Source organism: Tenacibaculum jejuense, from assembly GCF_900198195.1.
In the GTDB taxonomy this organism is placed as follows: domain Bacteria; phylum Bacteroidota; class Bacteroidia; order Flavobacteriales; family Flavobacteriaceae; genus Polaribacter; species Polaribacter jejuensis.
The window spans coordinates 1,707,129-1,726,609 of record NZ_LT899436.1 but is presented as its reverse complement, the minus strand read 5'-3'; the positions used below and the strand labels follow the sequence as shown (position 1 = coordinate 1,726,609).

The following is a 19,481-nucleotide window of genomic DNA, read 5'->3' as shown; positions in this document are numbered from 1 at the left end:
TCTTTTTTCAAAATTATCTCAAAATAAAAAGAAACTACTATTAGTATAATTGATAGTTTTAATATATTTATCGAAAATTATTATAGAATGACTATAACACAGTTAAAATATACCTTATCTGTTGCAGAACATAAAAACTTTACTGTAGCTGCTGAGCATTGTTTTGTTACTCAGCCTACGCTTAGTATGCAAATTCAAAAACTAGAAGAAGAACTAGATGCTAAGATTTTTAACCGCTCTAAAAAACCAATTGAATTAACACCTGTTGGAGAAAAAATAGTAGAACAAGCTAAAGTTATTGTTGATGAAAGTAATCGAATTATAGATATTGTTCATCAGCAAAAAGGATATATCGGTGGTGAATTTAAGTTAGGAATAATTCCTACAGTTATGCCTACTTTATTACCTATGTTCTTAAAAAACTTTACTAGAACTTACCCGAAAGTTCAGTTGGTGATTGAAGAATTAACTACAGATGAAATTATTAGGAAGTTAACTGATGGATATATTGATGCTGCAATAGCTGCCACTCCATTAGGTAATGAAGCTATAAAAGAACGAGTTTTATATTACGAACCTTTTGTAGGGTTAATTCCTAATGAACATCGCTTATTTTCTAAATCTAAATTAGATGTGGAAGATTTAGAATTAGAAGATGTTTTATTGTTAGAAGACGGACATTGTTTTAAAAACAGTGTTATTAATCTATGTAAAATGAATAAGAAAGATGATGATAAAAAATTTCATTTAGAAAGTGGAAGTTTCGATACATTAATTAAGCTTTCTAAAGATGGTTTAGGTATGACACTTTTACCATATTTAAATACTTTAGATTTATCTGAAGAAGACAAAAAGTATTTAAGAGAGTTTAATACTCCACCACCTGCGAGAGAAGTTAGTTTAATTTATCATAAGTCGCAGTTAAAAATGCAATTAATTGAAGCTTTAAAAAGTAATATTGATGGTATTATTAGAGGTGCAATTGCTTTTAGTGATGTAGATATTATTAGTCCGATCAGAAAATAGATATATCTATTTTACAAAATAAAAAAGGAAGCTTTTCAGCTTCCTTTTGTTTTTATGCGTACATTTTTTCTCTTAGTTCTTTCACTTTAGGATCATCCAAATAATCATCAAAAGTTGCATACTTATCAATCACGCCATTAGGTGTAATTTCAATAATTCTATTTGCTACTGTTTGAGCAAATTCGTGATCGTGAGTTGTGAATAAAACTGTTCCTTTAAAGTTGATTAAAGAATTATTTAAAGATTGAATCGATTCTAAATCTAAGTGATTTGTTGGTTCATCTAACATTAAAATGTTAGCTCTAGTCATCATCATTCGAGATAACATACAACGTACTTTTTCTCCTCCAGATAAAACATTACTCTTTTTTAATGCTTCTTCTCCAGAGAAAATCATTTTTCCTAAGAAACCTCTTAAGAATACTTCTTCACGCTCTTCTTCTGTTTGTGCATACTGACGTAACCAATCTACTAAGTTTAATTCTCCATTTTGGAAAAACTCAGAGTTATCTGCTGGTAAATACGATTGTGTTGTTGTTACACCCCAATTATATTTTCCTGCGTCAGCTTCAACATTCCCTGCTATAATTTGATAGAAAGCAGTAGTTGCTTTTGAATTTTTAGAAATTACTGCAACCTTGTCTCCTCTATTTAAATTAATATCAACGTTAGAGAACAATAGCTCTCCTTCAGCATCGGTTTTAGATAAACCTTCAACATTTAAAATTTGATCTCCTGCTTCTCTATCTCTTTCAAAAATAATAGCTGGATATCTTCTACTTGATGGTTTAATGTCTTCAACATTAAGTTTTTCTATCATTTTTTTACGAGAAGTAGCTTGCTTAGATTTTGCTACATTGGCAGAAAAACGACGAATAAACTCCTCTAATTCTTTCTTTTTATCTTCAGCTTTCTTGTTTTGTTGTGCTCTCTGTTTAGCAGCTAACTGACTTGATTCATACCAGAAAGTATAATTTCCAGAAAAGTGATTTATTTTACCAAAATCAATATCGGAAATATGCGTACAAACTGCATCTAAAAAGTGACGGTCGTGAGAAACCACAATTACAGTATTGTCATAATTTGCTAAGAAATTCTCTAACCAAGCAATAGTTTCAAAATCTAAATCGTTGGTAGGCTCATCCATGATTAATACATCTGGATTTCCAAACAACGCTTGTGCTAATAAAACACGTACTTTTTGCTTACCATCTAAATCTTTAATTAAAGAATAGTGTAAATCTTCTTTTATACCTAGGTTAGATAACATTGCCGCTGCTTCAGCATCAGCATTCCAACCATTCATTTCTTCAAACTGAACCTGTAATTCTCCAATTTTTTCAGCATTCTCATCTGTATAATCAGCATATAAAGCATCGATCTCTTTTTTAATTTTGTAAAGATCTTTATTTCCCATTACAACTGTTTCTAAAACAGGAAACTCATCAAAAGCGTAATGATCTTGAGATAAAACAGACATCCTTTTTCCTGGTTCTAAATGTACATGACCAGAGGTAGGATCCATTTTACCTGACAATATTTTTAAGAATGTAGATTTACCAGCACCATTTGCACCGATAATACCATAACAATTACCTTGAGTAAACTTCGTATTTACTTCATCAAATAATACACGCTTTCCAAATTGAACGGATAGGTTAGAAACTGATAACATTATCTACTTTTTAAATTTCGTTGCAAAAGTATAAAAACTGCGGGCTTTTAACAGCATTTGAGTAGCAAATATTTATTTTATTGAAAATGATTCTATTTTGCTAATATTAACATCGAATTAACACCCTAATATCACTCATATTTCTATTTTTGATAGCTGAAAAATAGACTTTTCTAACAAGAATATGATTAAATATATAGTACCTTTAATTTCGATTTTCTTAATTAGTTGTGCTACTTCTAAGGATGAAAACTTTACTTATATAGGTGGAAAAATTATACATCCGAAAGGCGATTTTGTTATCATCTTTAATAACAAAAATGAAGTTGTAGATTCTATAAAATTAAATAAAGACAATACTTTTTTAGGAAAATTAGATAATATTAAAACTGGTTTGTATTATTTCGAACACGGACCAGAAACTCAATATTTATATCTAGAACCTCAAGATAGTTTACTGATGCGATTAAACACTTGGGGATTTGACGAATCATTAGTCTTTAGTGGTAGTAATGCTGAAAAAAATAATGCGCTCATTGAAAATTTCTTAATCAATGAAAAGCAATTAAAGGATTTCTACAAGTATAATAAATTAACTTCTGATGACTTTTTGAGAACATTGGATTCTCTAAGAAAACAGAAAGACGATTATTTAGAAGAATTTAAAACCAGATCTGCTGATATTTCTGAAGATTATTTAGATGTATTGAAAGTTGTTCTATATTATCCATTATACTCTAAGCTGGAAACATATGCAATAAATAACAGGCTCAAAGAACAACCTGATAGCATAAACGAAAATAATTTTATTTCGCACAGAAAAGATGTTGGTATTAATGGAGATTCGTTAATGTTCTTTCCTCCTTACAGGAAATATGTTTACAATAATATCTATTACGATGTTTATGCAAAAAACATAAAAGACGATAGTGATGAATTTACCATTTCTGTATTAGAAACTGTAAATAGTAAAATAGAATCTACAGAATTAAAAAACAGACTCTTAAAAGAAACGATTATACGTCATTTTTACGCCAAAAAAAGTTGTGGTTTAAATAAGAAAGCATATAATTTGTTTAGAGAAATTTCTTCAAGCGAATCCGATAAAGAAATTATAGCGAAGTTACTGGCAGATGTAAAGCATATTCCTAAAAACAAAACTTTACCTGAATTTAGCATTCACACACCTCAAGGATCGATTGAAAACATAAAGAATATTGTAAAAGGCAATAACACAGTTATATATTTCAGAAACAAAGAAATCTCTCCAGATAACTGGGTTGCTTCTAGAATGAATTATCTCATCAGTAAAAGTCCTAATACTCAATTTTTAGTAGTGAATATTGATAACCGTAAAAATGAGTACATCAAAAAATTAGATATCAAACATCAATTTTATCTTGATGAAAAGAGTCATGCACATAACTTTTTAACTAGTAAATATCCAAGAACAATTTTGGTTAACAAAAAAGGTGTAGTGATCAATAGTTTTTGTGCTTTATCTTCTGAAAAAATAGAAAAACAAATTACTGAACTTCATTAATTTAGCTTTACTCTATTTATTTGTTTTTAATTCACTACTTTTGCCGGGTCCAAAAAATAATATAAATATTTAGAATTCATGGATAGGGCATCTGTGAGTTCGTTTAAATTCACAAAATGTCAATAACTTTTTCTGACTTAGGTTTAAAAGAACCTATTAATAAAGCGTTGGTAGATTTAGGATATGAAAGTCCGACTGTAATCCAACAAAAAGCAATTCCACAAATAATATCATCAAAAGACGATTTAAAAGCATTTGCACAAACCGGTACTGGTAAAACTGCAGCTTTTAGTTTACCAATTGTGGAGCAAGTAGATGAAAACAGCAATCACACTCAGGCGATAATATTATCTCCAACTCGTGAATTAGCTGTTCAAATTGGAAAAAATATTGAAGACTTTTCTAAATATATACCTAATTTAAATGTTACAACCGTTTATGGTGGTGCTAATATTGAACAACAAATTAGACAACTAAAAAAAGGAGTTCAAATTGTTGTTGGTACACCAGGTAGAACAGTTGACTTAATTAGAAGAAGAGCTTTAAAACTTAATAATGTAGATTGGTTAGTTTTAGATGAAGCTGATGAAATGCTTAATATGGGGTTCAAAGAAGAACTAGATAAAGTTCTTGAAGCAACCCCAGATACTAAGCAAACTTTACTTTTCTCAGCAACATTTCCTAGAGAAGTTGAAGCTATCGCAAAAAACTACATGGAAAACCCTGTTGAAATAACTTCAGGAGAGAAAAATCAAGGGTCTGATAATGTAACACACGAATTTTATAATGTTACAGAAAAGACAAGATATCCAGCACTAAAACGTGTGGCAGACGTAAATCCAGATATTTACGCTATTGTTTTCTGTAGAACAAGAAGAGAAACACAATTAATTGCTGACTTGTTAATTCAAGATGGATATAATGCTGATGCTTTACATGGTGATTTATCTCAAGCACAAAGAGATAGTGTTATGGAAAAGTTCAGAAAGAAAAATATTCAAATGCTTGTTGCAACAGATGTTGCTGCAAGAGGTTTAGATGTAAATAACTTAACTCACGTTATCAACCATAAATTACCAGATCAAATAGAAAACTACAACCACAGAAGTGGTAGAACTGGTAGAGCTGGTAACAAAGGGGTTTCTATTGCTTTAGTTAATAGAAAAGAAAGAAGTAAACTTTCTCCTATTGAGAGAATTTTAAAGAAAAAATTTGTTCAAACTCCTATTCCAACAGGAAAGGAAATTTGCGAAAAGCAATTATTTCATTTAATTGATAAGATTGAAAAATCTGAAGTTAATTCTACAGAAATTGATAGTTTCTTACCTAGTATTTACGAAAAATTAAATGAGTTTTCTAGAGAAGAACTTATTCAAAAATTTGTTTCTTTAGAATTTAACTCTTTCCTATCATACTATGAAAATGCACCAGATTTAAATAAAATAAGCTCGAGAGACAGGGATAGAGATTCTTCTAGCAGAGATGGAAGAATGTCGAGTGATAATATGACTCGCTTCTTTATTAATATCGGACGAAAGGATAGACTTAATCCTGCTAAATTAATGGGATTAATTAATGAACAAGGAATAGATAAGAATGTAGAGATCGGTGCTATAGATATTTTAGATACATTTTCTTTCTTTGAAATTGATAAAAATTATGAGTCACAAACTCTAGGTGTTTTTGAAGAAAACCAACCTGATTTCAACGGAAGAAGAGTAAATATTGAAATCACTAAAGAGCGTAAAGGCGGAGGAAGAAGGCGTTCTGGAGGTGGAAGAAGACGTTCTAGTGGAGGAAACTCTAACTCTTCTGGAAATAATAGAGGTTTTGGTAGAGTTCGAAATAAAAATAACAATTCTAGTTCTGGCTCTTCTGAAAGAAGGAGAAACCCAAGAAGAAATAGACGTAAATAAAAAAAAGCCACTTTAAAGTGGCTTTTTTTATTTTTATAAATTTTATCTTAAAACTTATACCCTATTCCAATTTGGAAAAAGTCAAACTTTGTATTTACGTTAAGTGGTTGTCCAAAATCTGAAAGATTTAAATCAGGAGACCTGTTAGATAATCCTAAAGAATACATTGTAGTTAAAGAAAAGTTTTCATTAATATCGAAAGCTGCTCCAAATCCTAAACCTATACCAAAACTGCTTATTTCTTCTGATTCATTATTAAGAGCTAAATCTAATACTGGTCCTGCTTGGACATTAAACTTATTTACTAAATAATATTTAAACATTACAGGTAAAGCTAAAAGTTCTCCTGTTTCTCCATTATTAAAAATTTGCACAAACTGAAGTTCAGGCTCTAAGTGAAACTTACTTCCTAAATCTATATCACTAAAAACACCAATATAGTAACCAGATGCTCCATCTGATCCATTTCCAGGAAGACCATCTATACTTACAGAAGCAATGTAATTATTATAACCTGTACTAACACCAAATGTTTGAGATTTTACACTAATTAATCCCAATAATAAAAAAGAAAAGCTAAATAATAGTTTTTTCATAATTAACAATTTTAAATAAATTTTTCGCGAATGTATAAAAAGAAAAAAGTACGAGCAAACTAATGCTCGTACTTTTTTCTTTTATTATTTCTATTTTTATTTTGCTACGTTTACTGCTCTAGTTTCTCTAATCACAGTAACTTTAACTTGACCAGGATAAGTCATGTCATTCTGTATTTTTTGTGAAATATTGAATGATAATTCAGCAGCTTTTTCGTCATTCACTTTTGTGCTTTCTACCATAACTCTTAATTCTCTACCGGCTTGAATTGCGAAAGCTTTTTGTACTCCACTAAATCCGAAAGCAATATCTTCTAGATCTTTTAAACGTTGTATATAACTATCTAAAACTTGTCTTCTTGCTCCAGGTCTAGCTCCCGATATTGCATCACAAACTTGAACAATAGGTGCAATTAAAGTTTTCATTTCTATTTCGTCGTGGTGAGCTCCAATTGCATTACATACATTTGGTTTTTCACCATACTTTTCAGCCCATTGCATTCCTAATAATGCGTGAGGTAATTCACTTTCTGTTTCTGGTACTTTACCAATATCATGAAGTAAACCAGCTCTTTTAGCAGCTTTAGCATTCAATCCCATTTCTGCTGCCATGATACCACATAAATTAGCAACTTCTCTTGAGTGCTGTAATAAATTCTGTCCATAAGAAGAACGGTACTTCATTCTACCCACGGTTTTAATTAATTCTGGATGTAAACCATGAATTCCTAAATCGATTACCGTACGCTTACCAACTTCAATTATTTCTTGATTGATTTGTTTTTCAGTCTTTCTTACAATCTCTTCAATTCTTGCTGGGTGAATTCTACCATCAGTAACTAGTTTGTGCATCGACAAACGAGCAATTTCTCTCCTCACAGGATCGAAACAAGATAAAATAATTGCTTCAGGAGTATCATCTACAATAATTTCAACACCAGTGGCAGCTTCTAAAGCTCTAATGTTTCTACCTTCTCTACCAATAATACGACCTTTAACATCGTCTGATTCTAAATTAAATACAGAAACACAATTTTCTACAGCTTGTTCTACTCCTACTCTTTGAATAGTATTTAGAATAACTTTTCTAGCTTCTTGTTGAGCTGTCATTTTTGCTTCTTCAATAGTTTCTTGAATAAAACTCATAGCATCAGTCTTAGCTTCCTCTTTTAAAGAAGCAACTAATTCTGTTTTAGCTTCATCAGCAGAAAATCCAGAAATCTGTTCTAGCATATCTACATGACGCTTGTGAAGCTTTTCTACTTCTGATTCTTTTTTATCTAAGAAATCTAATTTATAATCTAAATCAGCTGTTTTTTTCTCTAAGGATTGTGATAATTTTTTATTTTTATCTAGCTCTGAAGACACTCTAGATTCTTTATCTCTGATTCTCTTTTCTACATCAGACATTTTCTTTTCTCTAGATAAAATCACTTTTTCATGTTCAGATTTTAACTCAATGAACTTCTCTTTAGCTTGTAAGATTTTATCTTTCTTTATTGCTGCGGCTTCTACTTTAGCCTCTTTTATAATATTTTCAGCTTCTTTATTTGTTTCTTTAAGTAACTTATTTGCCTTAGATTTTTCTAAAATCTTAGCTACAACAAAACCAACAACAATACCAACTACTCCAGCTAAGATTGGCATACCTAAATCTTCCATATCAATGATTTGATTATATATATTTATTTAATAAAAAAGCCCACATTAGTATGGTTTTATAAACTCCTTAAAAACAGGTTTAGAACTAACTGGCTGATCAAGGATCCGAACTAACGGCTTGCTTTACTAACCAAGACTCATTCTTTTTAAAGATATAGTGTTGAGTTTATTAAACTTATGTACTAATGTAGGCAGTATCTTACTTGTTAATTATGTAATGAACTTATTTTAAATGAGTTTCTAACAATTTTGTTAATTCACTCACTTTTTTTGTTATTTCTTGAGACTCATGTAACGCCTTTATGGTATTGATTTCAAATTTAGAAGCAAATTGTAAAGCACACATAGCAAGTACATCTTGTTTATCTGCTACAGCATAGTTTTGCTCAAAACTTAAAATTAAATCGTTAATGTTTTTTGCAGCTTTGCGCATACCCTGTTCCTCTTCAGTAGAGTTAACTATTAAAGGATATGTTCTACCTGCAATAACGACATTAACTTTTATTTTATTCATTCTAAAGAACTTTTACGAATTCAAGAGTAAAATACATTTATCTATCTCTCGAATTAAAGCATTTATTTTGAGTTTGGTATTTCTCGAATCTTCATTACTGCCTTCCATAGTTTTAGCAACTTTCAAAAGATCAAATTGTTTTTTTTGATCTTTTAATTGCTCTTTTTTTTCACTTAATAAAATTTGCAACTCTCCATTTTGCTTCAGCAAAACCTCATTCTCTTCTAAAAGAAATTCGTATCTGATTAATAAATCTTTCAACTTAACTTCCAGTAAATGAATTGCTTCTAATGTATTATTCATTTATAAGTGAAAATAAACTATTTCAACAAAATTAACAATCTCTTTTAACAATCACAACTCTTTATACTTTTTTTATAAATATCACTGATTATTAACCCAATACGTTTTTGGTATAATTTTAGTACTTTCGTTGATAAACAGATATGCTTTGAAACATTTATATATCCTATTTTTACTTTGCTCGGTTAGTGTGAGTTTTTCTCAAAAAAAATACTCTAAAAGTTATTTTTCTAATCCAATGGATATTCCTGTCGTAGTCGCTGGTACTTTTGGAGAATTAAGAAGTAATCATTTTCATTCTGGAATTGATTTAAAGACACAACAAAAAGAAGGTATCCCAATTTTAGCACCTGCAAATGGTTATATATATCGAATTAAAGTTGCTCAATACGGCTTTGGTAAAGTTTTATATGTAAAACACCCAAGTGGTTTTACTACTGTTTTTGCGCATTTACAAAGGTTTGCTCCAAAAATTCAGAAGTTTGTTAAAAGTGTGCAATACAAAAAGAAAAGTTACTACACTGGTAATTTATTTCCTGAAGAAGATAAATTTCCTGTAAAAAAAGGAGAGATTATTGGATATTCTGGTGATACTGGAAGTTCAGGAGGCCCACACTTACATTATGAAATAAGAGATTCAAGGACAGATAAAATTATAAATCCATTACATTTTGGTCTGGCTGTTAAAGATACTAGAAACCCCATTATTGAAAAGCTAATGGTTTTCCCTTTAGATACTAATGCTAGAGTAAATAATGCTAATGTTAAATCTATTATTCCTATTAAAAAAATAGAGCGTGGTAAATATGTTTCGCAAAGAATAGAAGCTAATGGAACTATTGGTTTAGGCGTTGTTACTTTTGATAGGCAAGATGAAGCGATGAATAGAAATGGTATTTATAGTTTAGAAATGCATGTGAATGGTGAACGTGTGTATTACCATGATGTAGAAACTTTCTCTTTTGCAGAAAGTAAATACATTAATCTTTTAATTGACTATGATCATTATGGAAAATTCAAGAAGAAATTCCAAAAAACACATCGTGTTTCAAAAAATAAATTAAGTCTTTATGAAAACTTGATTAATGAAGGTAAATTAAATATTGAACCTTTGGCTAGTTACAATGTAGAAATTATTGCCAAAGATTTTAAGGGAAATGCATCTACCTTAAGAATTCCAATAAAAGGAGTTTCAAAAAATGATTTAGAGATTAAAAAAGACACCACAGCTTATAAAATAACTGCTGTAAATTTTCATAAATTTCAAAAAGATGGTGTAACAATAGCATTTCCAAAGAACTCTTTTTATCATGATTGCTATTTAGATTTTGATGTTAATAATGGTATTGCAAAAATACACGAACCTACAATTCCTCTGGATAAACGTTTTACACTAACTTTTGATACTTCACATTTAAATACTGTTGAAAAACAACAAGTGTACATTGCAAATGTTACTAAATCAAAATACCCTAAATACGTAGCTACAAAGAAGAAAAAAAATAAAGTTTACACTAATCAAAAGACATTAGGAAGTTATGCTTTAAAATTAGATTCGATATCTCCTAAAATTACTTTGATAAATTTTGCTGATAACCAATGGATTTCAAAAAATAAAACCCTGAAAGTTAAGATCAAAGACGAAGATTCTGGTATTAATGGTTTTCGTGGTTCTATTGATGGTCAATGGATTTTAATGGAGTATAATCATAAAAAAGGAATTTTAACATATGATTTTTCCGACAAAAAATTGGTTGGTAGCAAACATATCTTTAAAATTGTAGTTTCAGATAAAGTTGGAAATACTGAAACCATTTCTACAACGTTTTATCGTAAACCATAAATCATTTTGAAAAAACTTCTATTTGCCCTTCTATTTCCTGCATTGATATTTGCACAAAAAATGTCAACTGTAAAAGGAAAGATTACTAATAAATTCAAAGACCCAATTGAAGGTGTTGCTATTTCTTATTTAGGACAAGGAACTACCACTGATAAAAATGGATTTTTTGAATTTAAAATACCTGTTCGAAAAACTGTAGCGGTTACCTTTTCTCATGTTTCTTATAAAACATTTACTAAAAAGTTTACAACTAGAGGAGTAAGAACTATAAACTTCTCTCCCACTCTAGAAATTAAGAATCAGGATTTAGAGGAAATTATTATTAAGAATAGAAAGAAAGAGGTTCAAGGAATTACCGATATTAATATTAAAACTGTAGAAACTAGTGTTGGTGCAAATTCTGGAATAGAAAATGTTTTAATGACATTACCTGGTGTAAACAATAACAATGAATTAAGTACTCAATATAACGTTAGAGGTGGTAATTTCGATGAAAACTTGGTGTATGTAAATGGTATAGAAATTTATCGTCCGTTTTTAATTCGTTCTGGTCAGCAAGAAGGTTTGAGTTTTATTAATACCCATTTAGTTCAAAATATTAACTTCTCTGCTGGAGGTTTTCAAGCCAAATATGGTGATAAACTTTCTTCTGTTTTAGATATTACTTACAGGAAGCCTAAAGAATTTCAAACTCAAGTTGACTTAAGTTTACTAGGTGGAAGTATTACTGTTGAAGATGTGTTTTTAGATAAAAAACTAAGCGCTGTTGTAAGTGCACGCTACAGAGATAATAGTTTACTCGTAAACTCTAAACAAATAGAAGCAGATTTCAATCCGAATTTTACAGATATTCAAACTCTAGTAACTTATACTTTAAACGATAAAATCGATATTAATTTCTTAGGGAATTTTTCATTGAATAATTATGATTATAAACCATTACGTAGAAGTACTCGTTTTGGTACTGTTGCCGATCCTATCGAGCTTACTGTATTTTATCAAGGACAAGAAGAAGATACATTTCAAACTTTATTCGGTGCTCTTTCTTTAGATTATAAAGTTTCTGAAGATTTTAATTTAACAGGAACACTTTCTTCTTTCAACACACAAGAAGAAGAGCATTTTGATATTGCTGCTGCTTATCGTTTAGGAGAAGTAAATACAAATATTGGAGATGAAAATTTTGGAGAAGCAGATTTTACACAAGGAATAGGATCGCAAATAAACCATGCAAGAAACGATTTAGATGCTTTGATTACAAGTGCACAAGTTCGTGCTGTTTTAAAAGATGGAGATAACGAATGGAGAGCAGGTGTAAAATATCAAACAGAAAATATTAAAGATCGTATTCGTGAATGGGAAGTAATAGATAGTGTTGGTTTTTCTGTAAGACCTCCTGCTACAAACTTCATCAACGAACAGCCTTATGTTCCTTTTACTGGTCCTATAACACCTTTTCAAAGTGTAAGAGCAGATAATGAAGTTGATACACATCGTTTTTCTGGCTTTGTTCAATTCAGCAGAAAAACTTCTTGGAATGATCATGACATTTGGTTTAATGTTGGAGTAAGAGCTCAACATTGGTCTGTAAATCCAGTTGGATTAAATTCAAAAAGTCAAATTATAGTTAGTCCTAGAGCTCAATTTGCTATTAAACCAGACTGGGAAAGTGATATGTTATTCCGACTTTCTGGTGGTTTGTATGCGCAACCTCCATTTTATAGAGAATTAAGAGGTTTTGATGGTCAAGTAAATCCGAATACTAAAGCTCAAAAGGCAATTCATATGGTATTGGGTAATGATTATAGTTTTAAACTTTGGGACAGACCTTTTAAGCTTACCACTGAATTATATTATAAAGATTTAAGTGATGTTAACGCTTATTCTATCGATAATGTTCGTATTCGCTACAGAGCCGATAATGTTACTGATGCTTATGCATACGGTTTAGATATGCGATTAAACGGAGAGTTTATTCCTGGTAGCGATAGTTGGGTAAGCTTTGGTTTCTTAAAAACAGAAGAAAATATTAATAATCGAGGATATATTGCTCGTCCTACAGATCAAAGAATAAAGCTTGGTGTCTTATTTCAAGATTATGTACCAAACTTACCAGATTTAAAAGCTTACTTAAATTTAGTCTACAATACAGGAGTTCCTGGCGGTGCACCAGCTTATGCTGATCCTTATGATTTTCAAAATAGACTTCGTGATTACCGACGTGCAGATTTAGGAGTTTCTTATATTTTTGTTGACGCTAATAAGAAAGCTACAAACGGATTCTTAACTAATTTTAAAGAACTAACTGCTGGTATTGAGTTATTCAATATGTTTGATATTCAAAACTCTATTACCAATACTTGGGTAAGAGATGTTTTTAGTAAACGTCAATTTGGTATTCCTAATTTTATGACAGGTCGTGTACTAAATGTTAAACTGAAAATGAAGTTTTAAAGTGTTTTGAAAACTATATTTCTTCTTTTAAATTTTATTGTTTTAGTTAGTTGTTCCACTACAAAATACAATCAACAGATTCAAGTTTCTAGTGAAACACAAATTATTAATAGTCTTTTAGATAGTATATATACTATAGAACTATGCTATCCTGACTATCGCTTATCAAATAAAAACAATAAGAAATATAAAGTCAATAAACACAGATTGTCTTCTATAGAAGAAAGAGATACCATTCAGAAAATAGTACTTTTAAAAGATAATTATCTTGATGAATTATTTTTAGAGGAAGAAACTAAAAGCTATGTTAAACGAAAATTAGGAGAAACTTCTAAAGCTTATGAAGTTATAAAAAACTCTGAAAAGCTGGTTTCTTTACAATTTAACCCCGAACTTCTAAAACAAAAAAGAGTTGAATTTTTGACTAAAAAACAGGCAGAACTCAGAAACATAAATACTTCTAGATTTGGTAAACAAGATTCCATATTAAATGTAGGTTTTATGTATTTTTCCAGAGTTTATTATTCTCCAAAACATAACTATGGATTTTTTAAGTACACTTATATAGGAAGAGGAACTTGTGGTTTTAATGCACTTATATTCTTCTCAAAGAAAGAGGAAAAGTGGCATTATGAACAAACTTTCGGTTTAGGTGTATTTTAATCCGATTATTTGAAATAATATATCTTTACTGTTGTAAAAAAGAATTTATGGTTTCTAAGTTTAATCCCGAAATCAATAAGATTTATTTTATTGAATCCTATACACTCTTTCATATCATAGAAGGACAAGGAACTATTCAGGTTGATTTTAAAAACTATTTGAATTGGGATGATAAACTTATCTTTTTAGAAAAAGGGCAATACATTAAATTCTCATCAGATTCTTTTACGGTTAGAAAAATAGAATTTGACAATCAGGTTTTATTCGAAAGTCAAGATGTACGAATTCTATTCAAGCATTTAATTTCTCTTGGATATATTGATTATTTAGAATGTAAAGATTGTCAGGAATACTTACAAAACACTATTTTTTCATCTCCAAAAGATATTATTGATATCTCCATAAATCAGTGGTATTGGCAAAATCCTTTTAATGCTGACAAAAAAGAATATCAAGTTATTTTTGATGTAAAGGAAGTTATCGATCAAGAATTTAAAAACCATCTTTCTGTAAGCGAACTCGTTCAAAAAATAAGTAAGAATAATCAGAATATAAATTACTTATTAAAGAATAAAATTGGAGTTACTGTAAAAAAATTACAAACTAAAAAACGTCTAATCGAAGACCAAAAACTAATTGCTTTTACAGATAGTTCTATTAAAGAAATTGCTTATGAACAAGGTTATAAAGACGTTGCTTACTTCAATAAAAACTTCAAGAAAAATACTGGAATTACTCCTAGTGAATTTCGAGATGAAATAGGATATCAATTAGATGATCATTTCGAAAATGATTTATTCAAACTTATACAAGAATTTCACACTTCAGAAAAAAAACTCTCTTTTTATGCAGATCAAATGCATATTTCTGAAAAGACATTAGCTAAAAAAGTTCGTCAGAATTTAAATGCTTCTATGGGACAATTAATTCGTCAAGAAATTATTCGAACTTCAAAAGAATTACTTTTACAAGGCGATAAAATTAAAAACATTGCTTACTTCTTAGGCTTTGAAGAAGCCAATCATTTTTCTTCATTTTTTAAACTTCATACTAAACTTACACCAACCGACTTTTTAAAAAAGTACAATAGGTAGCTCCTTTTTTGTACCTCCTTCCTCCTACTTCTGATTGATCTTTGTATCAGATTAATAACCCATTTAAAATTATTTAAAATGAATATTAAAGATCAAGTACAACGCATAGATAATATGGTATCTCAAGGAGATATAGTAAACGCAGTTAAAACATTTTTCGCAGACAATGCTGCAACTTCAGATTATTCAAATTCAACCACAAACACAAAATTACAAATGGTTGAAAAAATGGAAGGATTTTTAGGAGCAATAGCTAACGTAAATGGAATTACACATCATAATTCTATAGTTGATGGTAACAACTCGGCATCTGAATTCACTTTTGATTTTGACATGAAAGACGGATCGAAAATCTATTGGCATGAAATCATTCAAAGAGAATGGAATGCTGAAGGACAGGTAATTCGTGAAGCATATTTTAACGCTAATTAAAAGTAAATACTATGAAATTTGTTACTAAAAGAATTCACGCATTTTTAGATTATCCTGTAGCAATAGCACTAATTGCATTGCCTTTTTTATTAGAATTAGGAAAAACAAATCCTTTAGCACTTTGGATTTCAGTAATTACTGGTATAGCTGCTTTTGTTTTAACTGTTCTTACCGATCATCACTTAGGAATTTTAAAAGTACTATCCTATAAATTCCATTTAACAGTAGATTTTTTAGTCGGATTAACATTTGTACTCGTTCCTTTTTTATTCTCATTTAAAGGAATTGATGCTTACTTCTACTGGATTAACGGAGCTGCTGTTTTACTAGTTGTAAGTGCACACAAACCCCAAACAAATATTTAATAACTCAAATCACAAACTCAAAATTATAACATTATGAAAATTTTAAAATCATTAACAATCGCTGGATTATTTCTTTTAAGTATTTCAGCATTCAGTCAAGACAAAAAAGCTAATAATATCGACAATAGTAATATCGCTTTGCAAGGTTACAGTCCTGTTTCTTACTTAGATTTAAATTTAGCGCAAAGAGGAAATAAAAATTATAAATCTACTCACGAAGGTGTTGTGTATTATTTCACATCAGCTCAACAAAAAACTACTTTTGATAAGAATCCTGCGAAGTACCTTCCACAGTACGGGGGATATTGTGCTTTTGGTACTTATGCAGGAGCTAAATTTAGAGTAGATCCGAATAAATTTCTAGTTTATAACGGTAAATACTATCTGTTTCTTAATAATGTAGAGTTAGATGCTAAACAACTATGGTTAAAAGAAAACGATGACAAGAAACTTGTGAAAGTTGCCAATAAAAATTGGAAAAAGTTAAAGGGTACTTATAATTAAGTCGATACTTCTTTGTTTTAAATTGAAAACCTTATTCATACTATTTGGATAAGGTTTTTCTTTTTACTGAGTTAATTTTTGTTCAAATAATGCGAGAATATTAAAAACTTAAGTAACTGGTTTTATATATATTTATTAGCTCAACCAAACAACAAACCACCAAATAATGAAATTAACTCAGTTCTTCTTTATTTCTGCTATACTAATGTTACTCACTGGATGTAAAGAATCAATCGTAAAAGAAATGAAACTTGATCAAAATTGGACGTTCAAAAAAACTAACGATACTTTATGGAAAAATGCTACAGTTCCAGGAACAGTTCATACCGATTTACTAGCCAACAAAGACATTGAAAATCCTTTTTATCGATTAAACGAACATGATGTGCAATGGATCGACAAAAGTGATTGGGAATATAAAACGAGTTTCGAAGTTTCTAAAGAAGATTTTTCTAAAGAAAACATTGAGTTAGAATTTTTAGGAATTGACACCTACTCAAAAGTATTTCTGAACAATCAAGAAATTATGACTTCTGATAATATGTTCAGAAGATATACGATCAATTGTAAACCTTATGTAAAAGAAGGTAAAAACGAATTACGTGTAATATTAGAATCTCCAATTAAAAAAGGAATTGAAAAATATGATGCCATCGATTATGAAATTACAGTTTCTGATAACGATTTAGCCAAGATTGGGAAAGTTGAAGGAGAGAAAAAAGTAAGTATATTTTCTAGAAAAGCTGGATATCATTTCGGTTGGGATTGGGGACCAAGATTAGTTTCTTCAGGAATCTGGAGATCTGTGATTTTAAGAAGTTGGGATAACTTTAAAGTTGACGATGTGTTTATCCGTCAAAAAAACATAGGGGAAACTGCACAACTTTCAGCAGAAATAGAAATCAATAGTTCCAAAGAAATTGAAAAAAGCGTTTTTGAAATTTTTGTAAATGACACGTTAGTAAAAACAGAAGAAAAATCTTTAGTAATAAATAAGAATACATTTACCATTCCATTTGAAATTAAGAATCCGAAACTTTGGTGGCCAAATGGTATGGGAAAACAACATTTATATGACGTAAAAGTTAAAATAAGCCATAAAAATCATTCAGATGCTAAATCACATCAAATCGGTATACGAACAATAGAATTAATTCGTGAAAAAGATAGTATTGGAAGCTCTTTTTACTTCACTGTAAATGGGAAACCAACTTTTATGAAAGGAGCAAATTATATTCCTCAGGATATCTTTTTACCTCGAGTAAAACAATCAAACTACGAGCATATTTTGAATTCAGCAAAAGACGCTAATATGAATATGATTCGTGTTTGGGGAGGTGGTGTTTACGAAAATAAAACCTTTTATGATTTATGTGATAAGAAAGGATTATTGGTTTGGCAAGATTTTATGTTTGCTTGTGCAATGTATCCTGGCGATGATGATTTTCTTGAAAGTGTAAAACAAGAAGCCATTGATAATATCAAAAGATTACGTAACCATACTTCTATTGCTTTATGGTGTGGAAATAATGAAGTTTTATCTGCTTGGGAACGTTGGGGTTGGAAACAACAAGTAACTAAAGAACAATCAGAAAAAGCTGCAAATACGATATGGAAAGCTTATACAGATATTTTTCATAAAGTTTTACCAGAAGCTGTAAAAGGTTATGATTCAGATAGAGAATATTGGGCTTCTTCGCCAAGTAGTGAATTAGGAGTTCCAGAATCTCACACCGATGGAGACGCACATTATTGGGGCGTTTGGTGGGGAAAAGAACCATTTGAAAACTATAATGTTAAGATTCCTAGATTTATGTCGGAATTCGGTTTTCAATCTTTTCCAGAATTGGCTACTGTAAATAAATATACAATTCCAGAAGATCATGATATTTTTTCAGAAGTAATGAAATCACATCAGCGTTCTAGTATTGGAAATGGTACTATTGAAGAATATATGCTTAGACATTATAAAAAGCCTAAAGATTTTGCTAGCTTTTTACATGTTAGTCATTTATTACAAGCTTACGGAATTACAACTGGAATTGAAGCACATCGAAAAAATAGATACCGTTGTATGGGATCGTTATATTGGCAAATTAACGATTGTTGGCCAGTTGCTTCTTGGTCTAGTATTGATTATTACGGAAAATGGAAAGCTTTACATTATGGTGTAAAAAAGTCTTTTGAAAAAACGATTGTTAGTTTTGATAAAAAAGAAAATGGAGTAAACGTTTTTATCGCTACTGATGATTTAGCAAATCAAAAAGGTGAATTAAAGGTAGATTTATTAAGTTTTGATGGAGAAGTGATCACATCATGGAATGAAAGTGTTGAAATAAAAGCTAATGCTTCTAAGAGTTATCTTTCTATATTAAAAGAAAAATTAGAAGAATTCTCATCACAATGGAAAACAGCTTACTTAAGTGCTTCTTTAAAAGTTGGTGGAACTACTATTGCTAAAAAACAACATTATTTAGTTCCTTTTAAGACTTTAGATTTGCCTGAACCAGAAATTACTTTTAATGTTTCTGAAAATGACACAGAATATATTGTTAGTTTAAAAACTAAAAAACTAGCTATCGGTGTTTTTGCTTCTGGAAACTTTGATGAAAATTTCTCTGATAATTATTTTACCATGGAACCTAATACAGAAAAAACAATAACTATTCAAAAAGGAAACTTCAAAACTTTAGCAGATTTCAAAAAAGAATTAAAAGTATCTAGTTTAGTCGATACCTACAATCCTGAAGTTTCATACTAAATAAAAATAGTTTTTAATTAATATGAGTTCGTTTATATTAAGAGTTTAGGATTGTTAATTGGTGTAATTTTTGACCATTAAAAATTTATTTTTAACACCCGTTGTGCATTTAGAAACATACATAATCCCA

16 protein-coding genes and 1 other RNA gene are annotated in these 19,481 nt (G+C 29.9%); 11 read left to right on the top strand and 6 right to left on the bottom strand.

Features of this window, described 5'->3' with window-relative positions; translation table 11 throughout:
• The first annotated feature begins 87 nt into the window (after positions 1–87).
• Positions 88–1,026 carry a LysR family transcriptional regulator gene (locus tag AQ1685_RS07745; RefSeq protein WP_095070950.1) on the top strand — a complete coding sequence of 313 codons (939 nt, stop codon included), beginning with the start codon at positions 88–90 and terminating at the stop codon, positions 1,024–1,026.
• 52 nt (positions 1,027–1,078) lie between these two features.
• Here the strand turns inward: AQ1685_RS07745 and AQ1685_RS07740 are convergent, their stop codons facing one another.
• The gene (locus AQ1685_RS07740) at positions 1,079–2,701 is read right to left on the bottom strand and encodes an ABC-F family ATP-binding cassette domain-containing protein (RefSeq protein WP_095070948.1); all 1,623 of its coding nucleotides are present in this window, start codon (positions 2,699–2,701) and stop codon (positions 1,079–1,081) included.
• A gap of 184 nt (positions 2,702–2,885) precedes the next feature.
• Between AQ1685_RS07740 and AQ1685_RS07735 the strand changes: the two genes are divergently transcribed.
• Together AQ1685_RS07735 and AQ1685_RS07730 are read left to right on the top strand one after the other, a co-directional pair.
• The gene (locus tag AQ1685_RS07735; protein WP_095070946.1) at positions 2,886–4,244 is read left to right on the top strand and encodes a TlpA family protein disulfide reductase; all 1,359 of its coding nucleotides are present in this window, start codon (positions 2,886–2,888) and stop codon (positions 4,242–4,244) included.
• 116 nt (positions 4,245–4,360) lie between these two features.
• On the top strand, positions 4,361–6,160 hold the full coding sequence (locus AQ1685_RS07730) for a DEAD/DEAH box helicase (RefSeq protein WP_095070944.1): 1,800 nt from the start codon (positions 4,361–4,363) through the stop codon (positions 6,158–6,160).
• Positions 6,161–6,207: 47 nt separating this feature from the next.
• Here the strand turns inward: AQ1685_RS07730 and AQ1685_RS07725 are convergent, their stop codons facing one another.
• The 5 genes from AQ1685_RS07725 to AQ1685_RS07705 form a co-directional block, all read right to left on the bottom strand.
• The gene (locus AQ1685_RS07725) at positions 6,208–6,756 is read right to left on the bottom strand and encodes an outer membrane beta-barrel protein (protein WP_095070942.1); all 549 of its coding nucleotides are present in this window, start codon (positions 6,754–6,756) and stop codon (positions 6,208–6,210) included.
• Positions 6,757–6,852: 96 nt separating this feature from the next.
• Positions 6,853–8,418 carry a ribonuclease Y gene (rny, locus tag AQ1685_RS07720; RefSeq protein ID WP_095070940.1) on the bottom strand — a complete coding sequence of 522 codons (1,566 nt, stop codon included), beginning with the start codon at positions 8,416–8,418 and terminating at the stop codon, positions 6,853–6,855.
• Between the two features lie 60 nt (positions 8,419–8,478).
• A non-coding RNA gene (gene ssrS / locus AQ1685_RS07715) (6S RNA) lies at positions 8,479–8,584 on the bottom strand.
• A 57-nt stretch (positions 8,585–8,641) separates the two neighbouring features.
• The gene (locus AQ1685_RS07710) at positions 8,642–8,932 is read right to left on the bottom strand and encodes a cell division protein ZapA (protein WP_095070938.1); all 291 of its coding nucleotides are present in this window, start codon (positions 8,930–8,932) and stop codon (positions 8,642–8,644) included.
• 12 nt (positions 8,933–8,944) lie between these two features.
• Complete coding sequence (locus tag AQ1685_RS07705) at positions 8,945–9,235, bottom strand: hypothetical protein (RefSeq protein ID WP_095070936.1); 291 nt, start codon at positions 9,233–9,235, stop codon at positions 8,945–8,947.
• Positions 9,236–9,383: 148 nt separating this feature from the next.
• Here AQ1685_RS07705 and AQ1685_RS07700 point away from each other — a divergent pair, with 148 nt between their 5' ends.
• The 8 genes from AQ1685_RS07700 to AQ1685_RS07665 all read left to right on the top strand — a co-directional run bounded on the left by AQ1685_RS07700 (position 9,384) and on the right by AQ1685_RS07665 (position 19,351).
• Positions 9,384–11,078: a M23 family metallopeptidase gene (locus tag AQ1685_RS07700; protein WP_231970264.1), complete on the top strand. Its 1,695-nt coding sequence runs from the start codon at positions 9,384–9,386 to the stop codon at positions 11,076–11,078.
• 60 nt (positions 11,079–11,138) lie between these two features.
• Complete coding sequence (locus AQ1685_RS07695) at positions 11,139–13,532, top strand: TonB-dependent receptor (RefSeq protein ID WP_231970263.1); 2,394 nt, start codon at positions 11,139–11,141, stop codon at positions 13,530–13,532.
• A gap of 6 nt (positions 13,533–13,538) precedes the next feature.
• The gene (locus tag AQ1685_RS07690) at positions 13,539–14,195 is read left to right on the top strand and encodes a hypothetical protein (RefSeq protein WP_095070932.1); all 657 of its coding nucleotides are present in this window, start codon (positions 13,539–13,541) and stop codon (positions 14,193–14,195) included.
• 47 nt (positions 14,196–14,242) lie between these two features.
• Complete coding sequence (locus AQ1685_RS07685; RefSeq protein ID WP_095070930.1) at positions 14,243–15,289, top strand: helix-turn-helix domain-containing protein; 1,047 nt, start codon at positions 14,243–14,245, stop codon at positions 15,287–15,289.
• Positions 15,290–15,367: 78 nt separating this feature from the next.
• A complete protein-coding gene (locus AQ1685_RS07680) occupies positions 15,368–15,721 on the top strand; it encodes a hypothetical protein (RefSeq protein WP_095070928.1) in 354 nt (117 codons plus the stop codon).
• Positions 15,722–15,732: 11 nt separating this feature from the next.
• Positions 15,733–16,086 carry an SPW repeat domain-containing protein gene (locus AQ1685_RS07675; RefSeq protein ID WP_095070926.1) on the top strand — a complete coding sequence of 118 codons (354 nt, stop codon included), beginning with the start codon at positions 15,733–15,735 and terminating at the stop codon, positions 16,084–16,086.
• 33 nt (positions 16,087–16,119) lie between these two features.
• A complete protein-coding gene (locus tag AQ1685_RS07670) occupies positions 16,120–16,590 on the top strand; it encodes a YHS domain-containing (seleno)protein (protein ID WP_095070924.1) in 471 nt (156 codons plus the stop codon).
• Positions 16,591–16,756: 166 nt separating this feature from the next.
• Positions 16,757–19,351, top strand: a complete 2,595-nt coding sequence (locus tag AQ1685_RS07665; protein WP_095070922.1) for a beta-mannosidase — start codon at positions 16,757–16,759, stop codon at positions 19,349–19,351.
• Positions 19,352–19,481: the final 130 nt, after the last annotated feature.

Excerpts from the sequence above, each read along its gene's own strand:
- AQ1685_RS07745 (WP_095070950.1), top strand. The coding sequence starts at position 88 with ATGACTATAACACAGTTAAAATATACCTTATCTGTTGCAGAACATAAA.
- AQ1685_RS07740 (WP_095070948.1), bottom strand. The coding sequence starts at position 2,701 with ATGTTATCAGTTTCTAACCTATCCGTTCAATTTGGAAAGCGTGTATTA.
- AQ1685_RS07735 (WP_095070946.1), top strand. The coding sequence starts at position 2,886 with ATGATTAAATATATAGTACCTTTAATTTCGATTTTCTTAATTAGTTGT.
- AQ1685_RS07730 (WP_095070944.1), top strand. The coding sequence starts at position 4,361 with ATGTCAATAACTTTTTCTGACTTAGGTTTAAAAGAACCTATTAATAAA.
- AQ1685_RS07725 (WP_095070942.1), bottom strand. The coding sequence starts at position 6,756 with ATGAAAAAACTATTATTTAGCTTTTCTTTTTTATTATTGGGATTAATT.
- rny (WP_095070940.1), bottom strand. The coding sequence starts at position 8,418 with ATGGAAGATTTAGGTATGCCAATCTTAGCTGGAGTAGTTGGTATTGTT.
- AQ1685_RS07710 (WP_095070938.1), bottom strand. The coding sequence starts at position 8,932 with ATGAATAAAATAAAAGTTAATGTCGTTATTGCAGGTAGAACATATCCT.
- AQ1685_RS07705 (WP_095070936.1), bottom strand. The coding sequence starts at position 9,235 with ATGAATAATACATTAGAAGCAATTCATTTACTGGAAGTTAAGTTGAAA.
- AQ1685_RS07695 (WP_231970263.1), top strand. The coding sequence starts at position 11,139 with ATGTCAACTGTAAAAGGAAAGATTACTAATAAATTCAAAGACCCAATT.
- AQ1685_RS07685 (WP_095070930.1), top strand. The coding sequence starts at position 14,243 with ATGGTTTCTAAGTTTAATCCCGAAATCAATAAGATTTATTTTATTGAA.
- AQ1685_RS07680 (WP_095070928.1), top strand. The coding sequence starts at position 15,368 with ATGAATATTAAAGATCAAGTACAACGCATAGATAATATGGTATCTCAA.
- AQ1685_RS07675 (WP_095070926.1), top strand. The coding sequence starts at position 15,733 with ATGAAATTTGTTACTAAAAGAATTCACGCATTTTTAGATTATCCTGTA.
- AQ1685_RS07670 (WP_095070924.1), top strand. The coding sequence starts at position 16,120 with ATGAAAATTTTAAAATCATTAACAATCGCTGGATTATTTCTTTTAAGT.
- AQ1685_RS07665 (WP_095070922.1), top strand. The coding sequence starts at position 16,757 with ATGAAATTAACTCAGTTCTTCTTTATTTCTGCTATACTAATGTTACTC.